This window comes from Flavobacterium sp. UMI-01 (genome assembly GCF_019656315.1).
GTDB lineage: Bacteria > Bacteroidota > Bacteroidia > Flavobacteriales > Flavobacteriaceae > Flavobacterium.
In genome coordinates this window covers 517,012-538,963 of record NZ_BPLU01000038.1, presented here as the reverse complement: position 1 = coordinate 538,963, position 21,952 = coordinate 517,012, and the positions used below count along the sequence as shown (strand labels likewise).

10 protein-coding genes are annotated in these 21,952 nt (G+C 35.3%); all 10 read left to right on the top strand.

Going from position 1 to position 21,952, the window contains the following annotated elements; genetic code table 11:
- Positions 1–158: 158 nt before the first annotated feature.
- The 10 genes from K5R64_RS12545 (at position 159) to K5R64_RS12500 (ending at position 21,950) form a co-directional block, all read left to right on the top strand.
- Positions 159–1,646, top strand: a complete 1,488-nt coding sequence (locus K5R64_RS12545) for an arylsulfatase (protein ID WP_220763887.1) — start codon at positions 159–161, stop codon at positions 1,644–1,646.
- 495 nt (positions 1,647–2,141) lie between these two features.
- Positions 2,142–5,387: a TonB-dependent receptor gene (locus K5R64_RS12540; protein WP_220763886.1), complete on the top strand. Its 3,246-nt coding sequence runs from the start codon at positions 2,142–2,144 to the stop codon at positions 5,385–5,387.
- A 35-nt stretch (positions 5,388–5,422) separates the two neighbouring features.
- Positions 5,423–7,195, top strand: coding sequence for a RagB/SusD family nutrient uptake outer membrane protein (locus tag K5R64_RS12535; protein WP_220763885.1), 1,773 nt, complete (start codon positions 5,423–5,425; stop codon positions 7,193–7,195).
- Between the two features lie 533 nt (positions 7,196–7,728).
- The gene (locus K5R64_RS12530) at positions 7,729–10,926 is read left to right on the top strand and encodes a glycoside hydrolase family 2 TIM barrel-domain containing protein (RefSeq protein ID WP_220763884.1); all 3,198 of its coding nucleotides are present in this window, start codon (positions 7,729–7,731) and stop codon (positions 10,924–10,926) included.
- 221 nt (positions 10,927–11,147) lie between these two features.
- Positions 11,148–12,290, top strand: coding sequence for an alpha-L-fucosidase (locus K5R64_RS12525; RefSeq protein WP_220763883.1), 1,143 nt, complete (start codon positions 11,148–11,150; stop codon positions 12,288–12,290).
- Positions 12,291–12,473: 183 nt separating this feature from the next.
- Positions 12,474–13,991, top strand: a complete 1,518-nt coding sequence (locus tag K5R64_RS12520; protein WP_220763882.1) for a sulfatase-like hydrolase/transferase — start codon at positions 12,474–12,476, stop codon at positions 13,989–13,991.
- A 1-nt stretch (position 13,992) separates the two neighbouring features.
- Positions 13,993–14,940 (top strand): alpha/beta hydrolase, encoded by a 948-nt coding sequence (locus tag K5R64_RS12515; protein ID WP_220763879.1) that lies wholly within the window; start codon positions 13,993–13,995, stop codon positions 14,938–14,940.
- 66 nt (positions 14,941–15,006) lie between these two features.
- Complete coding sequence (locus K5R64_RS12510; protein ID WP_220763877.1) at positions 15,007–16,434, top strand: sulfatase; 1,428 nt, start codon at positions 15,007–15,009, stop codon at positions 16,432–16,434.
- A 434-nt stretch (positions 16,435–16,868) separates the two neighbouring features.
- Entirely contained in the window at positions 16,869–20,087 is a 3,219-nt protein-coding gene (locus K5R64_RS12505; protein ID WP_220763876.1) for a TonB-dependent receptor, read from the top strand.
- Positions 20,088–20,099: 12 nt separating this feature from the next.
- Positions 20,100–21,950 carry a RagB/SusD family nutrient uptake outer membrane protein gene (locus tag K5R64_RS12500; RefSeq protein ID WP_220763875.1) on the top strand — a complete coding sequence of 617 codons (1,851 nt, stop codon included), beginning with the start codon at positions 20,100–20,102 and terminating at the stop codon, positions 21,948–21,950.
- The last annotated feature ends 2 nt before the right edge of the window (positions 21,951–21,952 follow it).

Genomic DNA, 21,952 nt, shown 5'->3' with positions numbered 1-21,952 from the left:
GTAAAAATGTTGCAATTGACTGTTTTTGAAGCAAAAGTTTGATGACGCAACATTTAAAGGTATTAAAAGAGATTTGCAGGATAAAGGAAGGGCGTACTTTTGAATGAGCATTTTTATAGATGCCCAAAACAATAAAAATTAATTTTTACCAAGTTCACATGTTTAAAATTTCCAAATTAATTTTGCTTTCAGTAACGGGGTTGTTGTTTTCAACAGGCCAAAGTATAGCTGCTACTAATGAAGTACCATTAACTGATAAAGGCATTCAGTCAGGAAGCAAACCGAATATAATATACATCCTTGCCGATGATTTAGGCTATGGGGATTTAAGTTGTTACGGACAACAAAAATTTAAAACACCCAATATTGACAAACTCGCTTCTCAAGGGATGTTGTTTACCCAACATTATTCAGGGAGTGCTGTTTGTGCACCTTCACGTTCTGCCTTAATGACGGGGTTGCATACGGGGCACACTTTTATTAGAGGAAATAAAGAAGTGCAACCGGAAGGACAGTATCCAATTCCTAAAAACACCTACACGCTAGCCAAGATGATGAAAAAAGCGGGGTATGTTACGGGCGCTTTTGGAAAATGGGGGCTTGGTTTCCCAGGTTCAGAAGGAGATCCTGTTAACCAAGGTTTTGATGTTTTTTATGGGTACAACTGCCAGCGTCTTGGACATAAGTATTATCCAGATCATTTATGGTCTAATCGAGATTCGATTGTTTTAACTGAAAATAAAAATTTGGGAAATAAATTATATGCTCCTGCCTTAATTCATGAAAAAACAATCCAATTTATAGAGCAAAATAAAAACAAGCCATTCTTTGCTTATGTAGCCTCTATTATTCCACATGCTGAATTAGTAGCCCCCAAAGAGCAAATGGATAAATACAGAAACAAATTTTTGCCAGAAAAAGCATTTGACGGAAAGTTTTCGAAAGAGGAATTGAGTAAAGGAGGCTATATGCCTCAAAAAGAATCGCATACTGCTTTTGTTGCCATGATTGATTTACTTGATAAACAAGTAGGCGAGATAATGAGTAAGCTAAACGAATTGGGTATTGCTGATAATACTATTATTGTATTTACTTCGGATAATGGTCCTCATATCGAGGGTGGAGCAGACCCTGAATATTTCAATAGCAACGGTCCTTTCAAAGGAGTAAAACGCGATTTATACGAAGGAGGAATTCGTGTTCCAATGATTGTAAAATGGCCCAACAAAATCAAAGCGGGTACTAAGAGTAATCATGTTTCAGCCTTTTGGGATGTATTCCCAACGTTTTCTGAAATCATTGGAGTACCAAGTCCAAAAAACTTAGATGGAATATCTTTCTTGCCTACCCTTGTAGGAAATACTAAAAAACAAAACAACCATGCTTATTTGTATTGGGAGTTTCATGAAAAAGGAGGGCGTCAAGCCATCAGAATGGGGGATTGGAAAGCAGTGAGATACAATGTATTGAAAAATCCTCATGCTCCATTGGAGTTGTATGATCTTAAAAGTGATTTAGGTGAAAAAAACAATATTGCTAGCAAGCATCCTGAGGTTGTTGCCAAGATAAAACCTTTATTTAAAGAAGCGAGAACACCTTCTCAAGTGTTTAAATTTGGTCAAAACACATTTTTAGGAGTTGATTAATTTAAGGACAAAAGAAAATCAAATAATTGCTTTGTTGAATTTTTGACAGAATTTAGTGGTCTCTTTTTTGAGATACAAATTAGGAAGTTTTATAAAAAAATGCTCCGTTTTCAATTGAAAATAGGGCATTTTTTTTTGGGGTAAAAATTCTTAATTGATAAAACATGTAGCGCCAACGAGTAGTTTTTTAAATTATTCCTAATTTAGATTGTTGTTTTTTTGTTTATACTTATGTATTGCCGTTTTAAGTCGAATACTAAAAAAGTAAAATAAAAACGGAATTGTAATCAATTTTGTTGATTTCAATAGAACTAAAATAATAGCCAAGATCTACATATTCGACGTCAATAGGTTGTTATAATGCTATTTATTGAGCAAATGGTTATTAATTTATTGCTCTTGGGTGATAAATTATCACATTTACCTATGTATATAATTAATATTGTATTTAAGGATTTATGATTAATCTATTATCTAAACTTTAAATTAAATTGTATGATTAAAACAAAACAAAATTGGACGAAACTGAATTTGTTAGCAAGCCCGTATTTGATTACAGGTTTGTTCATTTTTGGTTTATCAGCTGAATCTCATGCGGCTTTTGTTAACAAAGACTCTGTAGAAATTTTAAATTTATCCCCTTCTCAAGATAAAACGATTACAGGTAAAATTGTTAGTGCGAGTGATAATATGGGAATTCCTGGGGTAAATATTTTGGTCAAAGGGACGTCTATTGTTGCTACTACAGATTTAGATGGAAATTTCACTATTAAAGTACCTAATTCTAATAGTGTTTTAGTAGCTACATATATAGGATATGTGACTCAAGAAGTAAAAGTTGGGAATGCTTCAACTGTTAAAATAAGCTTGAAAGAAGATGTTGCAACTTTAGAAGAAGTGGTAGTGGTTGCCTACGGAACAGCTAAAAAAGAAACCTTAACAGGAGCTGTAGAACAAGTAAAAGCAGAAGTCTTTGAAGATTTAGCAGTAGGTAATGCAGCTTTGGCACTTCAAGGGCGTACGCCTGGTTTAGTGGTTACACGTAACTCGTCAAGACCAGGAGATGAGGGAATTAATTTTCTTATTCGTGGTGCTTCTTCTATTAATGGTATAGAACCTCTTGTTGTTATCGACGGAATTCCAGCGATAAACTCTTCCTCTTTTAACGATATGAATCCTAATGACATTGAGAATATAAGTGTTTTAAAAGGTGGATCGGCTTCAGTTTACGGTTCTCGTGCTGCGGGAGGAGTTATCTTAGTAACGACTAAGAAAGGAAAAGGTGTTATAAAAGTGGATATGAGTACTGTTTCTCGTATTGGAACAATTGGTATTCGTCCTCCTTCCTCAACAATGAAAGAATATGGACAACTTTATTTAAATGCCGCTCGTGAAGATATAGCAGCAGGTAAAAGTCCAAACTATGCATTTTGGGTTGGAATACCAAATTTAGAAAGGATTGCAGCTGGTGAAGAGGGTATTTATACCTTAGGTAATAATGCTGGACAAGCTTACTTAGGTAACGGTAATAGATTTGATGAAATGTTTGGAAATTCTTTTTCTACACAACACAATTTTAGTGTTTCTGGAGGTGGTGACAAAAGTAGTTTCCGTATTTCTGCGGGTTATGATCAAAATGTTGGAGGTTTAAAAGTTACAGATGACATCACAGATAGATATAATTTTATCTTAAATCATACTGCAAACATTAGTGATAGACTTACATTGAATACAAATGTTTCTTATTTTCATACCAAATTCTCTGGACCTTCAGGAGGACTAGATAGAGATGCTATTACCTATGATGCTCCTTTATTTCCTTCTAAAAATCCTCTTGGACAATGGTATGCTAATTTTGGTGGAAATATAGCAGGTGAAAGAAATTCAGTTGCAGAAGTTATCGATGGTGGTCGTGAACTTGATAAAAATGAACAGTTCAAAATATCTGCACAGGCTATCTATAAAATTACAGATCAATTAAATTTTACAGGATCGTACGCTGTTAGTAAACAAAATTCTTTTAATCAAACCTATGTAGTGACTGTTCCTACATACAACTGGTTTGGGGTAAAAGCTCCTTCTCAAATCAATAGTCAGTCCTATATTCAAGAAAGTACAGGGCCAGATAGTAATGATGGTAATATTACGTATAAAAACTATAAAGGAGCTTTAAATTATAGCAATAGGTTTGGTGATCACAACATATCAGGTTTAATAGCAATTGAAGCGGAGAAAAACGAAATTAAAGAATTTAGTGCCAGAAGAAATGGTTTTATCGATAATGGCGTTTATGATTTGAATTTAGGTGCCACAGATCAAGCGATTACAACATCAGGTGGTGGAACGGCTTGGGGCTTTTTTGGCTACATTGGTCGTGTAAATTATGATTATAAAAGTAAATATTTACTTGAAGTTCAAGGAAGACGAGATGGGTCTTCAAGATTTGCTGAAGGCGCTAAATGGTCTAACTACGGTAGTATATCAGGAGGTTGGGTAATTAGTTCCGAAGATTTTCTTAGAGATAGTAAAATTGTCTCTTTCTTAAAAATCCGTGGAGGATACGGTGAATTAGGAAGTACTTCTGGTATTGGTAATTTTGGGTATTTATCTCTTGTTAATTTTGGTTCAACTATTTTTGGAGATTCTGCTAGTTTACAGGCAACTTCTTCTGCTAGTAGTTTGTTTAGTCAAACAACTACTTGGGAGCGAATTGTGAATAAAGAAATTGGTCTAGATTTTAGATTGTTTAACAACAAATTATTTGGAGCAATTGATTTGTATCAAAAAGAGAATGTCGGAATGCTTGTAAGAGGTATCTATCCTCAAGCGCTTGGAACATCTGCACCTTTTACTAATATTGGAAATTTAGAAAACAAAGGATGGGAAGTGATGTTGGGTTGGAATGATAAAATTGGTGATTTAGATTTCTCAGTGAGTGCTAATATGAGTGATAGCAGAAATAAAATTACTAAATATGACGGTGCTCAAACTATTGTTGCTGGTTTGAATGCAGCAGATGCTTCTAGAAACATTTTAGGCAAACCAATTAACTCTTTTTATATGTATGAAACCAATGGGTATTTTGCTAATCAAACAGAGGTTAATGATTATTATAACAGCTTGAAAGCGGGTGGTATTTTGCCAGCAAAAACTTCAACTAATGCCTTACGTCCAGGAGATACTCGTGTAGTAGATTCAAATGGTGATGGTACTATTGATACAAATGATTTGACGTATCAAGGGGATGCTACTCCTCATTATGTATATGGTTTTAATTTTGATATTAAGTACAAAAGATTTGACCTTACAGCTTTTTTTCAAGGAGCTTTAGATCATAAAATTTTAAGAACGGGATACTTTGCAAGTCCTTTTCAAGCGGCATGGCAAAACCAATCGAGTACATGGTTAGGTAGAACATGGACTGAAGATAATCCAAATGCTGAATTTCCTAGACTGAGTACTTTAGGAGCTATATCTGGATGGAATTATACGAATAAAGATTTCTTATTACAAAACAATAGATATCTACGAATGAAATCACTTATTATAGGATATACTTTTCCTACTATAAAAATTGGTAATACAGATCTTAATTCACTACGTATTTATTTCTCTGGAAATGACTTATTTGAATTTACCAGTGTTAAAGATGGATTTGATCCAGAATCGAAAGCTAGTTCAAATGATAGTGCTTATCCATTTATGCGCACATGGGCGTTGGGTGTAAAAGTTTCGTTATAATTCCTAGTTTTTTTTAATTTTTAAATGTTATACAAATGAAAAAGATAAATAAAATAATATTACCATCTCTTCTGGTTCTTTTTGCATCATGTGCAGATGAATTTATAGACTTAGCGCCACCAGCATCCTTAACCGATGCGGTTTATTATACAGAGGCGGAGCACTTTTTGACTGGCTCAAACAAGTTTTATACCAACTTAGTGCCTTGGACAGCTTTAGGAGAAACCTTAGATCATGGTTCTGACCTAATTGGTTTTAAAGAAGCAGGAGGGATGCAAGATTACGGTAGAGGTGAAACTATTGCCCCTGTTACCGATGCCTTTTACTCTAATGCTTATACTGCTATTAGAGATATGAACTTGTTGTTAAAAAGAGCTGAAGCATATAAAGGGAATCCTAATGATATCGCTCAATATGTAGCTGCAACAAGATTTCATAGAGCTTATCAATATTTTTACCTAGTGCAGCGTTTTGGAGGAGTGCCATTGATTACAACTCCATTAGATGTTAACTCCCCAGAATTATATGCTCCGAGAAATAGCAGGTATGAAGTGGTTGCTCAGGTGTTAGCGGATTTAGATGCAGCTATTGCAGGGTTGCCTACAGAACAGCAAATTCCTGCAGCAGATAAAGGGAAAATTAGTAAATGGGCCGCTATGGCTTACAAAGCCGAGGTGTTGTTGCATGAAGCTACTTGGATGAAATATGTAGGTACGACTACAGATGGTGATGGAATTGTTAGTGGAGCGGGAAGTAAAGGTTATGACCCTTCAAAAATTAATTCTTATTTACAAGAAGTGGTAACCTTGACTAAAACTGTTATGGATCAAGGGGGGTATCAATTATGGAATTATAATAACGTGCTCGATAATATGAGTTCTTATTATTTGTTTATGTTAGAAGATGCTGGTTCAAATCCTGCAGGATTGGATAAATCATCAAATAAAGAGTATATTTTTTATGGTAAATATGATAATCTTTTAAGACAATCTCGTGCTTTAATCAGTCATACTTCTCAAGGGCGATTAATTCCTAATAGAAAAATGATGGATATGTTTTTATGTAGAGATGGTTTGCCTATTGATAAATCACCATTGTTTAAAGGATACACAAAAACTTCTGATGAGTATCAAAACAGAGATTATCGATTGAGAGCTTATTTTACTCCTAATACGACTCATGAAATTCCTGTAGATGGTTCTGTTGTTTTAAATGCTCCAAACAGTTTTGGATATTACAATTCAAAATTCATTAGCTGGAAATGGCCTGTGTATAGACCTTCACAAACAGAATCTCCTGATTTACCTTACTTACGTTTGGCTGAAGTATATTTAATGTATGCCGAAGCTTTGTATGAATTGAATGGTAGTTTAACAGATGCTCAAATGAATGAGTCAATTAATAAAGTTAAAGCAAGAGCAGGTTTGCCTCCTTTGACAAATGCGTTTTTAACAACGAATAATATGAATATTGGAACAGAAATCAGAAGAGAGCGTACAATCGAGCTTTACGCTGAGAGTTCTAGGTTCAATGATGTAAAACGTTGGGGGATTGCAGAACAAGAATTAGGTCAAGACATATTTGGAGCTGTAATTGAAGGAACTAATTATCAAGGGAATTCAGCTTTGTATAAGCCTTCAGCATTTCCTTATGGTGAAAAAACAACTAATACTGGTGTAGGTCCTAGAAGAGCCATATTACTTGAGCCTGCTTCTGTACGTAATTTTAGTCGTAATGATTATTTATTCCCAATACCAACATCTCAAACAGACATAAATAAAAAGTTGTTGCAAAACCCAGGGTATTAATAAATCCTAAAAATGAGATGGAATTGATCCATTAAAGAAGTTCGTTAGTTTGGTTTTTATATGCGGCTGTAGATTATTATGATCTACAGCCGTTTTTTTTAGAAGAAAAACATTGATTTGGTTTAAAGAATTTTTTATTCTAATTGAAATTAAATGGTTCCCTTTTTAAAAAGTAATGACTTATTCATCAAGTTTACGGTTGACATTAAATTAAAATAGAAAGCTAAAACTAGTTGAAAGGAATAATAATAGGATTATAAAAAGTTTGTTTATAAAAAAAGGCTCAACACTTCATAGTTGAAAATTTTTGGGAATAAAGTAAGGGTTTGTTTTTATTTAATAATGGTATTAATTTGATTAGTAAGGTGTTTTAAACTTGATATGCAACATTTTTCTCCCTTAATTGATATTTGTAGCTGTGTGTTTTGTTCTAAATTTGTCAGGATAGTAAATGGTTCTTCGTTAGAAAATCATTTGCTTATCGTATTAAAGTGGGTCTAAATTCATTAAAAAAAACAATAATTTTATATCTAATGACTAAATATTTTTATTTACTAATCGTTTCGAGTTTCGGTTTGTATAGTGGGACAGCACAGGAAAAAACTGTTTATAATGCGCCCAAATGGGAAAATCCTGAATGGGAGAATCCAGAGATTTTTCAAATGAATAGAGAAGAACCAACCGCTTCTTTTTATCGTTATCCTTCAACCCAGGAAGCGCTGAAAAATGAAAGTTGGAACAATTCCTCGATGTACCAATCCTTAAATGGAACTTGGAATTTTTATTATGCTGAAAATGTTTCACAACGTCCAACAGACTTTTATAAAGAAGATTTTAGTCTAAAAGGATGGAGTACCATTCAAGTGCCGTCGAACTGGGAAATGAAAGGTTTTGGAATTCCTGTTTATACCAATAGAATTTATATGTTTCCAGCCAATCCGCCTTTTATACCTCATGATATCAATAATGTAGGAAGCTACAAAAGAGATTTTGATATTCCTCAAAACTGGGATAGAAAGGATATTTACCTTCATTTTGCAGGGGTAAGTGGTGCTATGTATGTTTGGGTCAACGGTCAAAAAGTAGGCTACAATGAAGGTAGCAAAACGCCAGCGGAATTTAATATCACCAAATTTGTTCGTAAAGGAAAAAATGCGGTTTCGGTTCAAGTATTGCGTTGGTCTGATGCCAGCTATATGGAAGATCAGGATTTTTGGAGATTAAGCGGAATCGAGCGTGATGTCTATGTTTATGCGGTAAACAAAGTAACGGTAAGAGATTTTAGAGTGACTGCGGATTTAGAAAATAATTATACAGACGGTCTTTTTAAAGTGGCTTTCAAAGTGGATAACAACACTAAAAAACCAGCTAAAAGAACACTTGAAATTAAATTATTGGACGGAAACAAAGAAGTGTATGCTGAAACTAAAAAAATAGATCTAAAAGCAGGAAGAAATGTCGTTGATTTTTCTAAGGAAATCCCCAATGTGAAAACTTGGAATGCAGAGCATCCTAATTTGTATTCTCTAGTGATTGATTTGAAAGATGAAAACAGCAAAACAACGGAAGCAACTTCTATAAAAGTTGGTTTTAGAAAAATTGAAATTAAAAACAATCAATTTTTGGTCAACGGAAGAGCGGTTTACCTAAAAGGAGCCAACCTTCACGACCATAGCGATACCGAAGGACATGCAGTTTCAGAAGCGTTGACCCTAAAAGATTTGGAGGTAATGAAGCAAAATAACTTAAATGCGATTCGTTGCAGTCATTACCCAAAAGACCCTCATTTTTATAGATTGTGTGATAAATATGGTTTTTATGTAGTTGACGAAGCCAACATCGAAACCCATGGTATGGGAACAACCAACCAAGGTTTGGATAAAAATAAAAAAGACCAAGCGGTTCACCCGGCTTATTTACCACAATGGAAAGGCATGCACATGGACAGAACTGTTAGAATGTTTGAAAGAGATAAAAATTTCCCTTGCATCGTAACTTGGTCATTAGGAAACGAAGCAGGGAATGGCGAAAACTTTTTTGCCACTTATAAATGGTTAAAAAAGCAAGATAGTACAAGGCCTACACAATATGAAGGTGCTACTAATTATGCCAACACGAATATCCAAGCTCCGATGTATTGGCCAATTGAAAGAATGATTGAATATGCTGAAAAAAATCCTACCCGACCTTTGATTCAGTGTGAGTACGCACACGCCATGGGAAATAGTGTGGGGAATTTGCAAAAATACTGGGATGTGATTGAAAAGTACGATATCATGCAAGGTGGTTTTATTTGGGACTGGGTGGACCAAGGGATGTTGACTCAAGATGCTAAAGGAGAGAAATTCTGGGCTTATGGAGGTGATTTAGGTGGAAAACATTTGCAAAACGATGTAAACTTCTGCTTGAACGGAATTGTAAATCCTGATAGAACGGCACACCCCGCTTTATATGAAGTGAAAAAAGTGTACCAATACATTAAATTCAAAGCGATTGATTTAAAAAAGGGTGAAATCGAAATCAAAAATAAGTATGATTTTACCAACTTAGAGGATTTTAAATTTACTTGGGTGTTATTAGAAAACGGAAAAGAAATTGCAAAAGGCAGTTTGCCAAAAATGGAAATTGAACCGTATCAAAGTAGCATTGTGAAATTTGATTTGCCTAAATTCGAAAATGCAACTGCTGAATACCATCTGAATATTTATGCTTTAAATCAAAAAGCAACGGATTTATTGCCACTGAATCATGTGGTGGCTTTTGAGCAATTTCAATTGACCAAAGAAAATTTTGCGGTGAATGCATCTGATTCGAAAGAGAAAATTGCTATCGCTTCAGAGAATAACACAACGACACTTTCGAATGCCAATTTTGATTTGAAATTAGATGTTAAAACCGGAAAAATTACCAGTTTGGATTACGGTAACGGAAATATTTTGGTTGAAGGTGTGAAACCTAATTTTTGGCGTGCAGCTACCGATAATGATTTTGGAGCTAAATCTCCAGAGAAATTAGACGTATGGAAAAAAGCAACTGACCACCAAACTTTGGTGTCGGTTAAATTTCTTGCTAATGACAAAGAAATTGCTATTTCAAAAGCGAAGAATAGCAAAGGAAATGTTCGCATTCAAACGGTTTTTGAATTGTCAGATGTTAAAGGACAAGTGGTGGTAGAATATGAAGTGACGCCTTCAGGAGCGATTACAGTTACCAATACCTTACGTAATATTGACAAAAACTTACCTCATTTGCCTCGATTTGGAAATAACTTTATTGTCAAAAATGAGTATCAAAATGTAGCATGGTTTGGTAGAGGTCCCTTTGAAAATTACAATGATAGAAATACAGCTGCATTAGTAGGCGATTACCAAGCCAAGGTAGCCGATTTGTATTTCCCATACATTCGTCCACAAGAAAATGGGTATAAAACGGATGTTCGTTGGGTAACATTTAAAAACAATGCAGGAAAAGGAATTCAAATTAAAGGAAATCAATTGTTAGGATTTAGCGCTCACCATCAATACAACAGCGATTTTGATGCGGGTAAAGCCAAACAACAACGCCATACTACGGATATCAAGAAGAGAGATTTGGTAAACATCAATATCGACTATGGTCAAACAGGAATTGGTGGCGATAACAGTTGGAGTGAAAAAGCCTTAGCGCATCCTGAATTCCGAATTCAACCAGCAAATTTACAGTATTCCTATACCATCAGTCCATTGAAATAAGGATATGAAATTTTTTAAAATCATATAAACCTACCAAAAGGGAGTACGCAACTACTTCCTTTTTTGGTTTATTTTAATTGGAAAAACATACAATATTTAAGATTAACAACCAAGCGCACTATATTATGAAATCGCCATTAACTAGAAGTTTGCGGAAGCAAACACCAATGAGTAAAAGGGCGATAACATATGTGACCGCTTAAAAAATATAATTTACACATATGAAAAGAAGAGATTTTATTGAATTATCATTACTTGCCGGAGCAGGAACGATGTTATTCACTGGCTGCAAATCAGCTTTGCCATTTGGACTTTCAGGAAATGAAAACCAAATACCTTCTTATTTGACCGATTACAAAGAATTATATGCCAAGAATCCTCGTGAAGCGGCTACCCAATGGTTTAAGGATGCCAAGTATGGGATGTTTATTCACTACGGATTGTATTCTATATTAGGAAGACATGAATGGGTTCAAAATAATGAAAAAATTCATGTGGCCGATTACGCTAAATTAAAAGATCAATTTACAGCAGAGAAATTTGACGCTGATTTTATCACCGATTTAGCGCTACAAGCAGGGATGAAATACATCAACCTAACCACGCGTCACCATGATAGTTTTTGCTTATGGGATACAAAATATACCGATTTCAATAGTGTCAATTCTCCAGCTAAGAGAGATTTAGTTGCGGAACTTTCGGAGCAATGCAATAAGAAAGGATTGGCTTTCTTTTTGTATTATTCGCACGGTCGCGATTGGCGTCATCCGCACGCACCGAACAATGATAAATGGGGCAGTTCGGCCAGACCAAAATTTGATACGCCTGAACCCTATTATAAATATGGTGCTGAACACGATTTGAATATTTATTTGGAATTTATGTCCAATCAAGTCAATGAATTATTGACCAATTACGCACCAATTGCTGGAATTTGGTTGGACGGAATTGGAGTGCCTATGACCGGAGACCGTTCGTTATTCAAATGCCAAGAATTGTATGATATGATTCATGCCAAACAACCACAAGTATTGGTGTCCTACAAACAAGGACTGTTAGGAACGGAAGATTTCTTAGCGCCCGAAAGAAAGTTTAGTTCCAAAGAAAATATAAAAGTGCCACTAGAAATTTGTGATCATTTACAACGCAAAGGTTGGGGATATACCAAAACAGAAGACGGAAATCATAAAACCAAAGAAGAGGTTATTGCGATGTTGAAGAAAGCCAATGAATATCCGGCTAATTTATTATTAAATACAGGGCCACTTCCTTCGGGAGAAATGCATCCTGAGGATGTTAAAGTGCTTCGTGAAGTAGGAAAAGAAATTAAGTCTAGAGGTTGGAAAAACCTTTTAAAAGCTTAATTTTAGCATGTAAAAATAAAAACAATTTGATTTTCTATCTATGAAATCGCCATTAACTAGAAGTTTGCGCAAACAAATGAAATTCGCTGAACACATATAAAAAATATTAACTCAGTGAAGCAAACACCAATGAGTAAAAGGGCGATAACATATGTGACCAATTAAAAAATAAAATTTACACATATGAAAAAGTATTTGTTGTTGTCTCTTAATGTCATTATGATTAGTGGTTTATTGGTAAGTAATGTTTCTGCTCAATCCTCTAAAAAGTCAAAAGATAAAAAATACAACATTTTGTTTCTTTTTGCCGATGACCAGAGAGCTGATGCCTTGGGGTGCGCAGGAAACTCTTATATCAAAACGCCTAATATTGATCAAATCGCTAAAAACGGGGTGCAATTTGAAAATGCCTATGTCATGGGAGGGAATCACGGTGCTATTTGTGCTGCCAGTCGTGCGATGTTAATGAGTGGTAAAAGCCTTTTTCATGTGTATGATAAACTGAAAGGAGTACGAACCATGCCGATGCATTTTGCTGAAAATGGGTATGAAACTTTTGGTACGGGCAAATGGCATAACGAAATGGAAAGCTTTGAAAAAAGTTTTCAAAAGGGAGAGAATGTATTCACTGGCGGTATGGCCGACCATTATGCTACCCCAATGCGAAGTTTAGGGAAAGATGGCAAATTAAGCGAACCTACTAAGAATGGATATTCAACCGATCTATTTGCGGATGCAGCAATTCACTATTTAACAGATTACGCCAAAAGCAAAAAAGTGAATCCGTTCTTTTGTTATGTGGCTTTTACAGCGCCGCATGACCCACGTTCTCCAAGACAAGATTACATTGGCATGTATCCTGATGAAACCATTCCGTTGCCTGGAAATTTCAAAGCATTACACCCTTTTCAGTTTGACAATATGAATGTTCGTGATGAAACGCTAGGGGCATGGCCACGTACACCAGAAATGATTCAGGCCTCTTTGGCAGATTATTATGCTTTAATTAGTCATTTGGATAACCGAATTGGAGACATAATCGAAACCTTAAAAAAACAAGGTTTGTATGAAAACACCATAATCGTGTATGCAGCTGACAACGGTTTAGCTATTGGAAGTCATGGTTTATTAGGCAAACAAGACTTGTACGAACACAGTATGAAAGTACCGATGCTTATCAGTGGGCCAGGCATTCCGAAGAACGAAAAGAAAGACGCTATGGTTTATCTATTCGATTTGTTTCCTACCTTGAGTAATTTGGCTAACATTCCTGCACCAACAGCAGTGGATGGTGAAAATTTAGCTCCTATTATCAAAGGCAAAGCGACCAAAACACGAGAATCGTTATATACCGCTTACAGAACGACAGTGAGAGCAGTACGCACTGCCGATTGGAAAATCATCACCTATCCCGAACGCAATTATACCCAATTGTTTGATTTGAAGAACGATCCTTTGGAGATTCATAATTTGGCTACAGATGCAATTTATAAAACTAAGGTAGAGGAGATGATGCGTTTATTAGACCAATGGCGTGTAGCTACTCATGATGAGGTCAATATGAATCCTAAAAAGATTTTACCTTTAGAATACGATTATAAAAAGTTGAAGCAAATTCCTGATGACAAGCAGCCAGCTTATATTTTGGAGAAATATTTTAAAGGAGTAGATTTGAAAAACATCAAAAAAACAGCACATTAATATGAATCAAAATACCATTACTCAGAAACAGAGAAAATTCAACCGAGTTACAAAATCTTCTTTTACATATAATTGGAGTATAGTAACCTTGATTTTTACCTTTTTTTTAAGTTCTACATTGTCTCTTCAGGCGCAAAATGAAGGTGCAAAAGAAACCTTTTCTCCAGATAAAATCCAGAACTACAAAAGTGTCAATGGAGTAGATTTGGCCTTGCATATTTTTAATCCCAAAAAACACAGCGCAAAGGATAAAACACCCGTGATTATTTTCTTTTTTGGAGGCGGATGGAACAGCGGGAATCCCAATCAGTTTTATCAGCAAGCGCGCTATTTTGCTGATAGAGGAATGGTAGCGATTTCAGCAGACTACCGTGTTAAACAACGCAATCAAACCACGCCTTTTGAAGCTGTAAAGGATGCCAAATCAGCGGTGCGATGGGTGCGTGAACATGCGCGTGAATTAGGGATTAATCCAAACAAATTAGTAGCTTCTGGTGGTTCAGCAGGTGGACATTTGGCAGTTTGTACCGGAATTATTGAGGGCTATGAGGAGGAAGGAGAAAATCTTTCGATTAGTTCAGTACCTAATGCGATGATACTGTTCAATCCCGTATTGGATACTACTGAAAAAGGATACGGAATGAAAAGCGTGGGTGAAACGAATAAAACCGCTATTTCTCCTGTACATCATATTAAGAAAGGAATAGTTCCCACAATGGTATTTCATGGAACAGCGGATACCACCGTTCCTTTTGAAAATGCAGAGCGTTTTGCGAGTTTGATGAAAGAAGCAGGAAATGAATGTAGCTTAGAATCGTATGAAGGAAAAGGGCATGGTTTTTTTAATAGTCCCTTTTTTAGCAAAAAAGCAGATGTTGCGGTGTATGAAGATATCATGAAAAAATGCGATGCTTTTTTGGTTTCAAAATCTTATTTGTCAAAAAAATAAGTAAAGGAGCTGATAACAAAAAACTTGATTTATCTTAGAAATGTACAAAGACTAAAAAGGCAATTGATGCAGAAAATCCATCATATAGTATTGATTTTACTACTCTCCATTTCGACTTCCTACAGTCAGGCAAATAAGCCTAATGTTATTTATATTAATGTAGATGATTTAGGATGGATGGATACTGTAACCTATGGGAGTAGGTTTTACGAAACGCCTCATATTGATCAATTAGCCAAGTCGGGTATGCGGTTTACCCAAGGCTATGCTGCTGCCGCTAATTGTGCTCCTAGTAGAGCCTGTTTGATGAGTGGGCAAAATACGCCCAGACATGGTATCTACACCGTGGGTAATTCAGAACGTGGCAATGCTAAAACACGAAAATTAATTCCCATTGAAAACAACGAGATTTTAGCCGATTCGGTACTTACGATGGCTGAAATGTTCAAACAACAAGGCTATGTAACGGGGACTTTTGGAAAATGGCATTTAGGCAAAAATCCCAAAACACAAGGCTTTGATGTGAATTATGGAGGAGGTCATCAAGGAGCTCCAGGAAATGGAGGTTATTTTTCGCCTTATAATTTACCTTCTTTAGAAAATGGTCCTGATGGTGAAAATTTGACCGATAGATTGACTCAGGAAACCATCCGATTTATTTCGGAAAATAAAGACAAACCCTTTTTTGTTTATTTACCTTTTTATGCCGTACATACCCGTTTAGAAACCACAGCTGAATTGGAGAAAAAATATTCTAAAAAAGGGGGTGATAAACTTCAAAACAATGCCGTTTATGCGGGTATGATTGAAACCGTGGATAAAAACATCGGACTTTTGATGAATGCCTTAGAAAGTTTGCATCTGGATAACACACTAATCGTTTTTACCTCAGACAATGGAGGGATAAGAAAAATTTCGTCTCAACATCCTTTACGAGCTGGAAAAGGTTCGTATTACGAAGGTGGAATCCGTGTACCTTATATCATACGTTGGAAAGGAATTGTTGCACCCAATACCGTGTCCGAAACACCCATTACGAATTTGGATTTTTATCCTACTTTTATGGATATGCTCAAGCTGAAATTACCAAACAAAAAACTAGACGGAACTTCGATTTTAGCTGTTTTAAAAGGAGAAAAAATAAAAGAGCGGCCTTTGTTTTTTCACTTTCCCATTTACTTAGAGGCTTATGATAGTGAGAAAGACGACGCTCGAGATCCTTTGTTTAGAACAAGACCAGGCTCAGTTATTATTGAGGGAAATTGGAAATTGCATCAGTATTTTGAAGACAATGCGCTGGAATTGTATAATCTAGAAACAGATTTAGGCGAGCGTCACAATTTGGTAAAAGCAAATCCTCAAAAAGCCAAGGAACTTTTGGCAAAATTGGACAATTGGAGAAAAACAATTCAGGCTCCCATACCCACAAATCGTAATCCTGCTTACGATGCCACTTATAAGCCGTTAAAAAATAAAAAAGGAAAAGAGCAGTAAATGTAAATAAGGAAATTTCAATACCATTGAAAAAAACTACTTTAATTTTATAAAGCTTCAATTTTATAATTGAGGCTTTTTTATTTCTGAAAAAACATGCATCATTAGAAACGGATACAAGGTTCTTAAAATGTTAATTTTTTTATTTTTTTAATACCAATTGGGCTTTAAAATCCCTTCTAATTTTTCCTGTAAAATGATTGTCTCAAAAATGGTTCAAAATGTTGTAATGCTTGTATTTATTGGGGGTTTTTAGACTCATTTGAAACATTACTACCCCCTAAATGAGAATTGTAAACGAATTTAGTATGTTAAATTTGCCTTAAATCATTAATAAAAATGAATTAAAAACTAACCTTCTAAAACGACTTAACTATGAAAAAAATTATGCAACTTAATTCAAATCAATGTTTAGAATTTTTAAAAATATAAATATGAACGTATCAGTAAAGCTTTTTAAAGTGAAGACAAAAGGCTATCTGTTGTCTAAGACATTATTGTGTTTGTGTTTAATGGTAGCACCAAACTTTTTGTCTGCAGAAAATACTATAGCTACGGAAAGTGTAGAACAAAATGACATTATTGTTGAAGGAACTGTTACAGATGATCAAGGCTTACCATTAATTGGAGCTACAGTTGTACAGCAAGGTACTTCAAAAGGAACCAATACTGATTTTGATGGGAAATTTTCACTTAGAGTGGATTTGAATTCCAATATTGAAATTAGTTATGTAGGCTTTAAGACCGTTGTAATTACGAAGGTAAATAAAGCTAAGGGGCAGTTAAAAATTAAAATGGAAGTAGATGCTGCCAATTTGAATGAGGTTGTTGTTGTAGGTTTTGCTAAACAAACCAAGAAAACGCTTGTTGGGGCTGTAGCAACCATAAAAGGAGAAGCACTGCAACAAATGAACTCAGTAAGTACGATTTCTGAATCTATTCAAGGACTTATTCCGGGTGTGACGATTATCAATACGAACGGAAAACCAGGTTCTGATGCAGCTAATATTTTTATTAGAGGGAAATCATCTTGGCAAGGGAATGGTGGACCATTAACATTAGTTGATGGTATTCAAAGAGATATTAACAATATAGACCCTAATGAAATTGAAACCATCTCTGTCCTGAAGGATGCATCAGCTACTGCTGTTTATGGTGTAAGGGGAGCTAATGGAGTAATATTAATCACGACTAAGAGAGGTAAAATAGGGGAAACTAAATTTAATTTCACAGCTAATTTTGGTTTTAAAGAGCCAACTGCCAAGCCTAAGTTTGCCGATTATATTACAGCACAAAAATTATACAACGAGGCAGCAGCTAATGATAGGAACTGGGCGCAGTTAATCCCTGAATCGACTATCACGGCATGGGAACAAAATTATGATAAAAGAGGACCTTACAATGTTTATTTCCCAGAAGTGAATTGGACAGATGAATTGATGGGAACAGGAACAGAGCAAACCTATAACTTAAATGTAAATGGCGGTTCTAAACTGGTTAAATATTTTGTATCGTTAGGGTATAAAAGCGATGGAGATATCTTCAAGACCATTGCTAATGATGTTTATGACCCTGCTTTTGGTCTTCAAAAATATAATTTCCGTTCAAATTTTGATTTTGATATCACTTCTACAACTAAATTTAGTGTGAATTTTTCTGGAAATTACAGAGAGAGACAACAGCCGGGGTATCGTATTGATGGAAATGGTGAAGATGGTTTTGGTCAATCGCAATTCTTTGGTTTGATTTTTAATGCTCCTCAAAATTTATTTCCTATCAGAGACGAACAAGGTTATTATGCTGATAGCTCGATAGGTGATACCAACATCATCATGCAAATGAATGAAGGAGGTAAAAGAACTTACCAATACTTTCAAGGTTTTTATGATGCTGAATTAAAACAAGGACTGGATTTTATTACTAAAGGACTTAGTTTTTCAGGAAGTATCAATTACTCTTCAGAATCAAATTACGAAAAAAGAATTTTGCGTAGTGGCGTAGGTGCTTCTGTTAACTTTGATAAAATTAGATATTTCCGTACGTATGATTATTCTTCTCCAATTATAGGGCCAGATGGGAGTACTACTTATCCTGTCTTAACTGAAATTAGATTTCCAAATGATCAAGCGCAGGAAGGTCCAATGACTTCTACTAATCCCGTATTGTTTGGTGGAAATGGGGCTTACAGTAGAAATTTAAATTACAAATTCCAATTTGATTACAAACGTACTTTTGGTAACCACAAAGTGAGTACGAATGCAATTATGTGGAGACAATCCAATACGTTTAGAACAGGTTATTTAGAGAAAAGAGAAGAATGGATTGGAAGGGTTAACTATTATTTCAAGGAACGGTATTTATTAGAGGCCAACGGTTCATATTCTGGTTCAGAAAAATTTGCTCCAGGCAAAAGATTTGGTTTTTTTCCTTCTGTAGGTTTAGGTTGGGTTGTTTCAGAGGAACCTTTGGTTAAAAAATTTGCGGAGAAATGGTTGGATTTATTTAAGATTAATTTTTCCTATGGTTTCTCTGGAGATGATCCAGGGGCTCGTTTTCAATACTTTCAAACGTATGGAACAGGAAGTAATGTGAACTATGGTCTTACCAATTTGACGCCTTACGGACCAAGATATGTAGAAGGCGCTTTGGCGAACGAAAACTCTACTTGGGAAGTTAGTAAGGTTCATAATTTAAGTTTTAAGGCTGATTTATTCAAAAAGATTAGTTTCAGTTTAGACCTTTACAAAGAGAATCGTACGGGAATTTTGATGGATGTAAGATTGCCTTCGTTTGTAGGAGTTCCTGATTTTGCAACAGGGAATATTGGTGAAACTAAAAAACACGGTTATGAGTTGGAGTTAAGCTGGAAAGATAAAATTGGAGATGATTTTAATTATAATATTAACTTGAATACTGCATTTACTGAAAACCGAATCGTATTTAGAAACGATCCAAGGCTAAGAGCAGAATACCTTAAACAACAAGGAAAAACAATCGGTTACACTAGCCGTATTTTAGAAAATGGTTTTTATCAAAGTTTAGATGATATCTACAACGGACCTACACCTAGTTTAGGAGTAAGTCAAGGGAATTTAGTACCTGGTGATGTGGTATTTGTAGATTTTAATGGAGATGGTGTTGTAAATAGTGAAGATAGTGTTCCAATGGAAAATACCGATGGATTTCCATTAAGAAGTTATACGCTTGGTTTAGGAGCTGAATATAAAGGATTTGCTTTTTCTGCACGTTTTTATGGGGTTAGCGATGTAGGATATACGATTCCTAACGGCTATTATTTTGACTACAATGGGTACATTCAGGCACGTGAAAATGTGGGAGATCGTTGGACTCCTGAAACAGCTGCTACCGCTACAAAACCAGCCCTGCATTTATCCAATGCTCATAATAAAACAGCTAGTACTTTGACTTATGTGGACGGATCGTATGTACGATTAAAAAGTGTTGAGTTGAGTTATCAATTTAAAAAAGCATTGGTCAAAAAAATAGGATTAAATTCATTGCAACTATATACTAACGGAATTAATCTATTTACGTGGTCTAAACTCGATGATCAATTAGATCCTGAGGTAGCAGGGGGGAATAGTTACCCTGTAGTGAAAAGATATAGTTTTGGTTTAAGGGTTGCATTTTAATAAATAGAAAAGATGAAAGCAAAATTTTATAAAATAATAATGGTACTGCTTGTGATAAGCGTGTCATCTTGTGAAGATTATTTAGATGTAAATCCTGATTTTGGACTTACAGAAGAAGATGTTTTTTCAAGTTATGAATCGACAAGAGGGTATTTGGACAACTGTTATGAATTTTTATTGGATATCCACCATTGGCGTCCACAAAATATTGATAGAACTTCTATAAACTGTTTGTCAGATGAAGCAGGAAGTCCCTACAATGGTAATATTGCTAAAGTACTTAATACTGGGGCTTGGCTTAATAGAGCAGCTGTTCCAGAACTAGGTTGGTTAGGAAATGCAGGATTTGATCAAGGACCAGTAATTACCAATTCTTTGTATTGTATTCGTGTGACTAATAAAGTGATTGAGAGATTAACTGGCGGAGCAGCTGTAAATATGACTGATGCTCAAAAAGAGGAATTATTAGCACAAGCATATTTTTACAGAGCCTGGTATTATTTTCAAGTAATTCAACGCTGGGGTGGGATGCCCATTTTGGATAAAGCATTAGCTGCGGATGATAATTTGGATTTAGAAAGACTTACTTATGCTGAAAGTACTGAATGGTTGTTGACTGATTTAGAAAAAGCAATTACAATGTTGCCACATAAATGGAATGATAACCAATTTGGAAGACCTACAAAAGGAGCGGCTATGGCATTAAAATCAATGGCTACTTTGTATGCAGCTAGTCCATTAATGCAAAACGATTTAAATAGTATTCAATATTTAAACTACAGTCAATCATGGTCAGAAAAAGCAGCTGAATACGCTAATGATGTGATCCAATATATCAAAAGTGGTTCAGGTGGAGCTGGTTTCCGCTTGATGAATGCTTCGGAATACAAAAATATATTTTACACAGAAGGTGAAAACGCTTCTCCAGAATCCATTTGGTTCCGATTGAATGCTGGTAAAAGATCTTCTCAATCAAGAGGTTTAAGATGTAATTATATTCCACAATTTTTATCAGGAGGAACAGGAAATGATGCTTCGGCCTATTCTAATCCTACTCAAAACATAGTCGATATGTATGAAGTAATCAATGGTGGGCAAGCTTATCCTATTACTGATTCGCGTTCAGGATACAATCCACAAGCTCCATTTGCTAATAGAGATCCTAGATTGTATAACAACGTTATTTTGCCAGGTGAAGAGTGGGGAGTAAATGCAACAGGGGTTAAATTGTACCAAGAATTGTATGTAGGAGGAAGAGATTATAACATTCAAACGAGTAGTACTTTTACTAAAGACAGGCTGTTGTCTGGGTACATGATTAAGAAATATTTGTGGCCAGAAGCAAATACATTTACAGGCGGATGGGAAAAATATCAAATCAATACGATTTATATCAGAGTAGCTCAAATTTATCTTGATTACGCTGAAGCTATGAATGAAGCTTACGGTCCTACTGCTGACCCTAAAGGCTATGGATTAACTGCTGTTGATGCGATCAATATTATCAGAAATAGAGTTGGAATGCCTAATGTATTGCCTGAATTTACTACTACTAAAGAAGCTTTTAGAAATAGAATCCGTAACGAGCGTGCAGTAGAGTTAATGTGGGAAAATCACAGATGGGTAGATCTTAGACGTTGGATGATTGCCGAAGAAGTGTTTAGTAAACCAATTAGAGGAATCAGAGCTACTCCGCCAAGTAATCATGCAAGTGTAGCTAACAAAAGCACTTTGAATTTTACGTACAGCTATATTGATTTAACTACAGAGCAACGCGTGTTTAGTTTACGTCAATATTGGTACCCTGTTGCGCAATCGGATGCCCAAGACTTGTATAATTTTAAACAAAATCCAGGATGGTAATT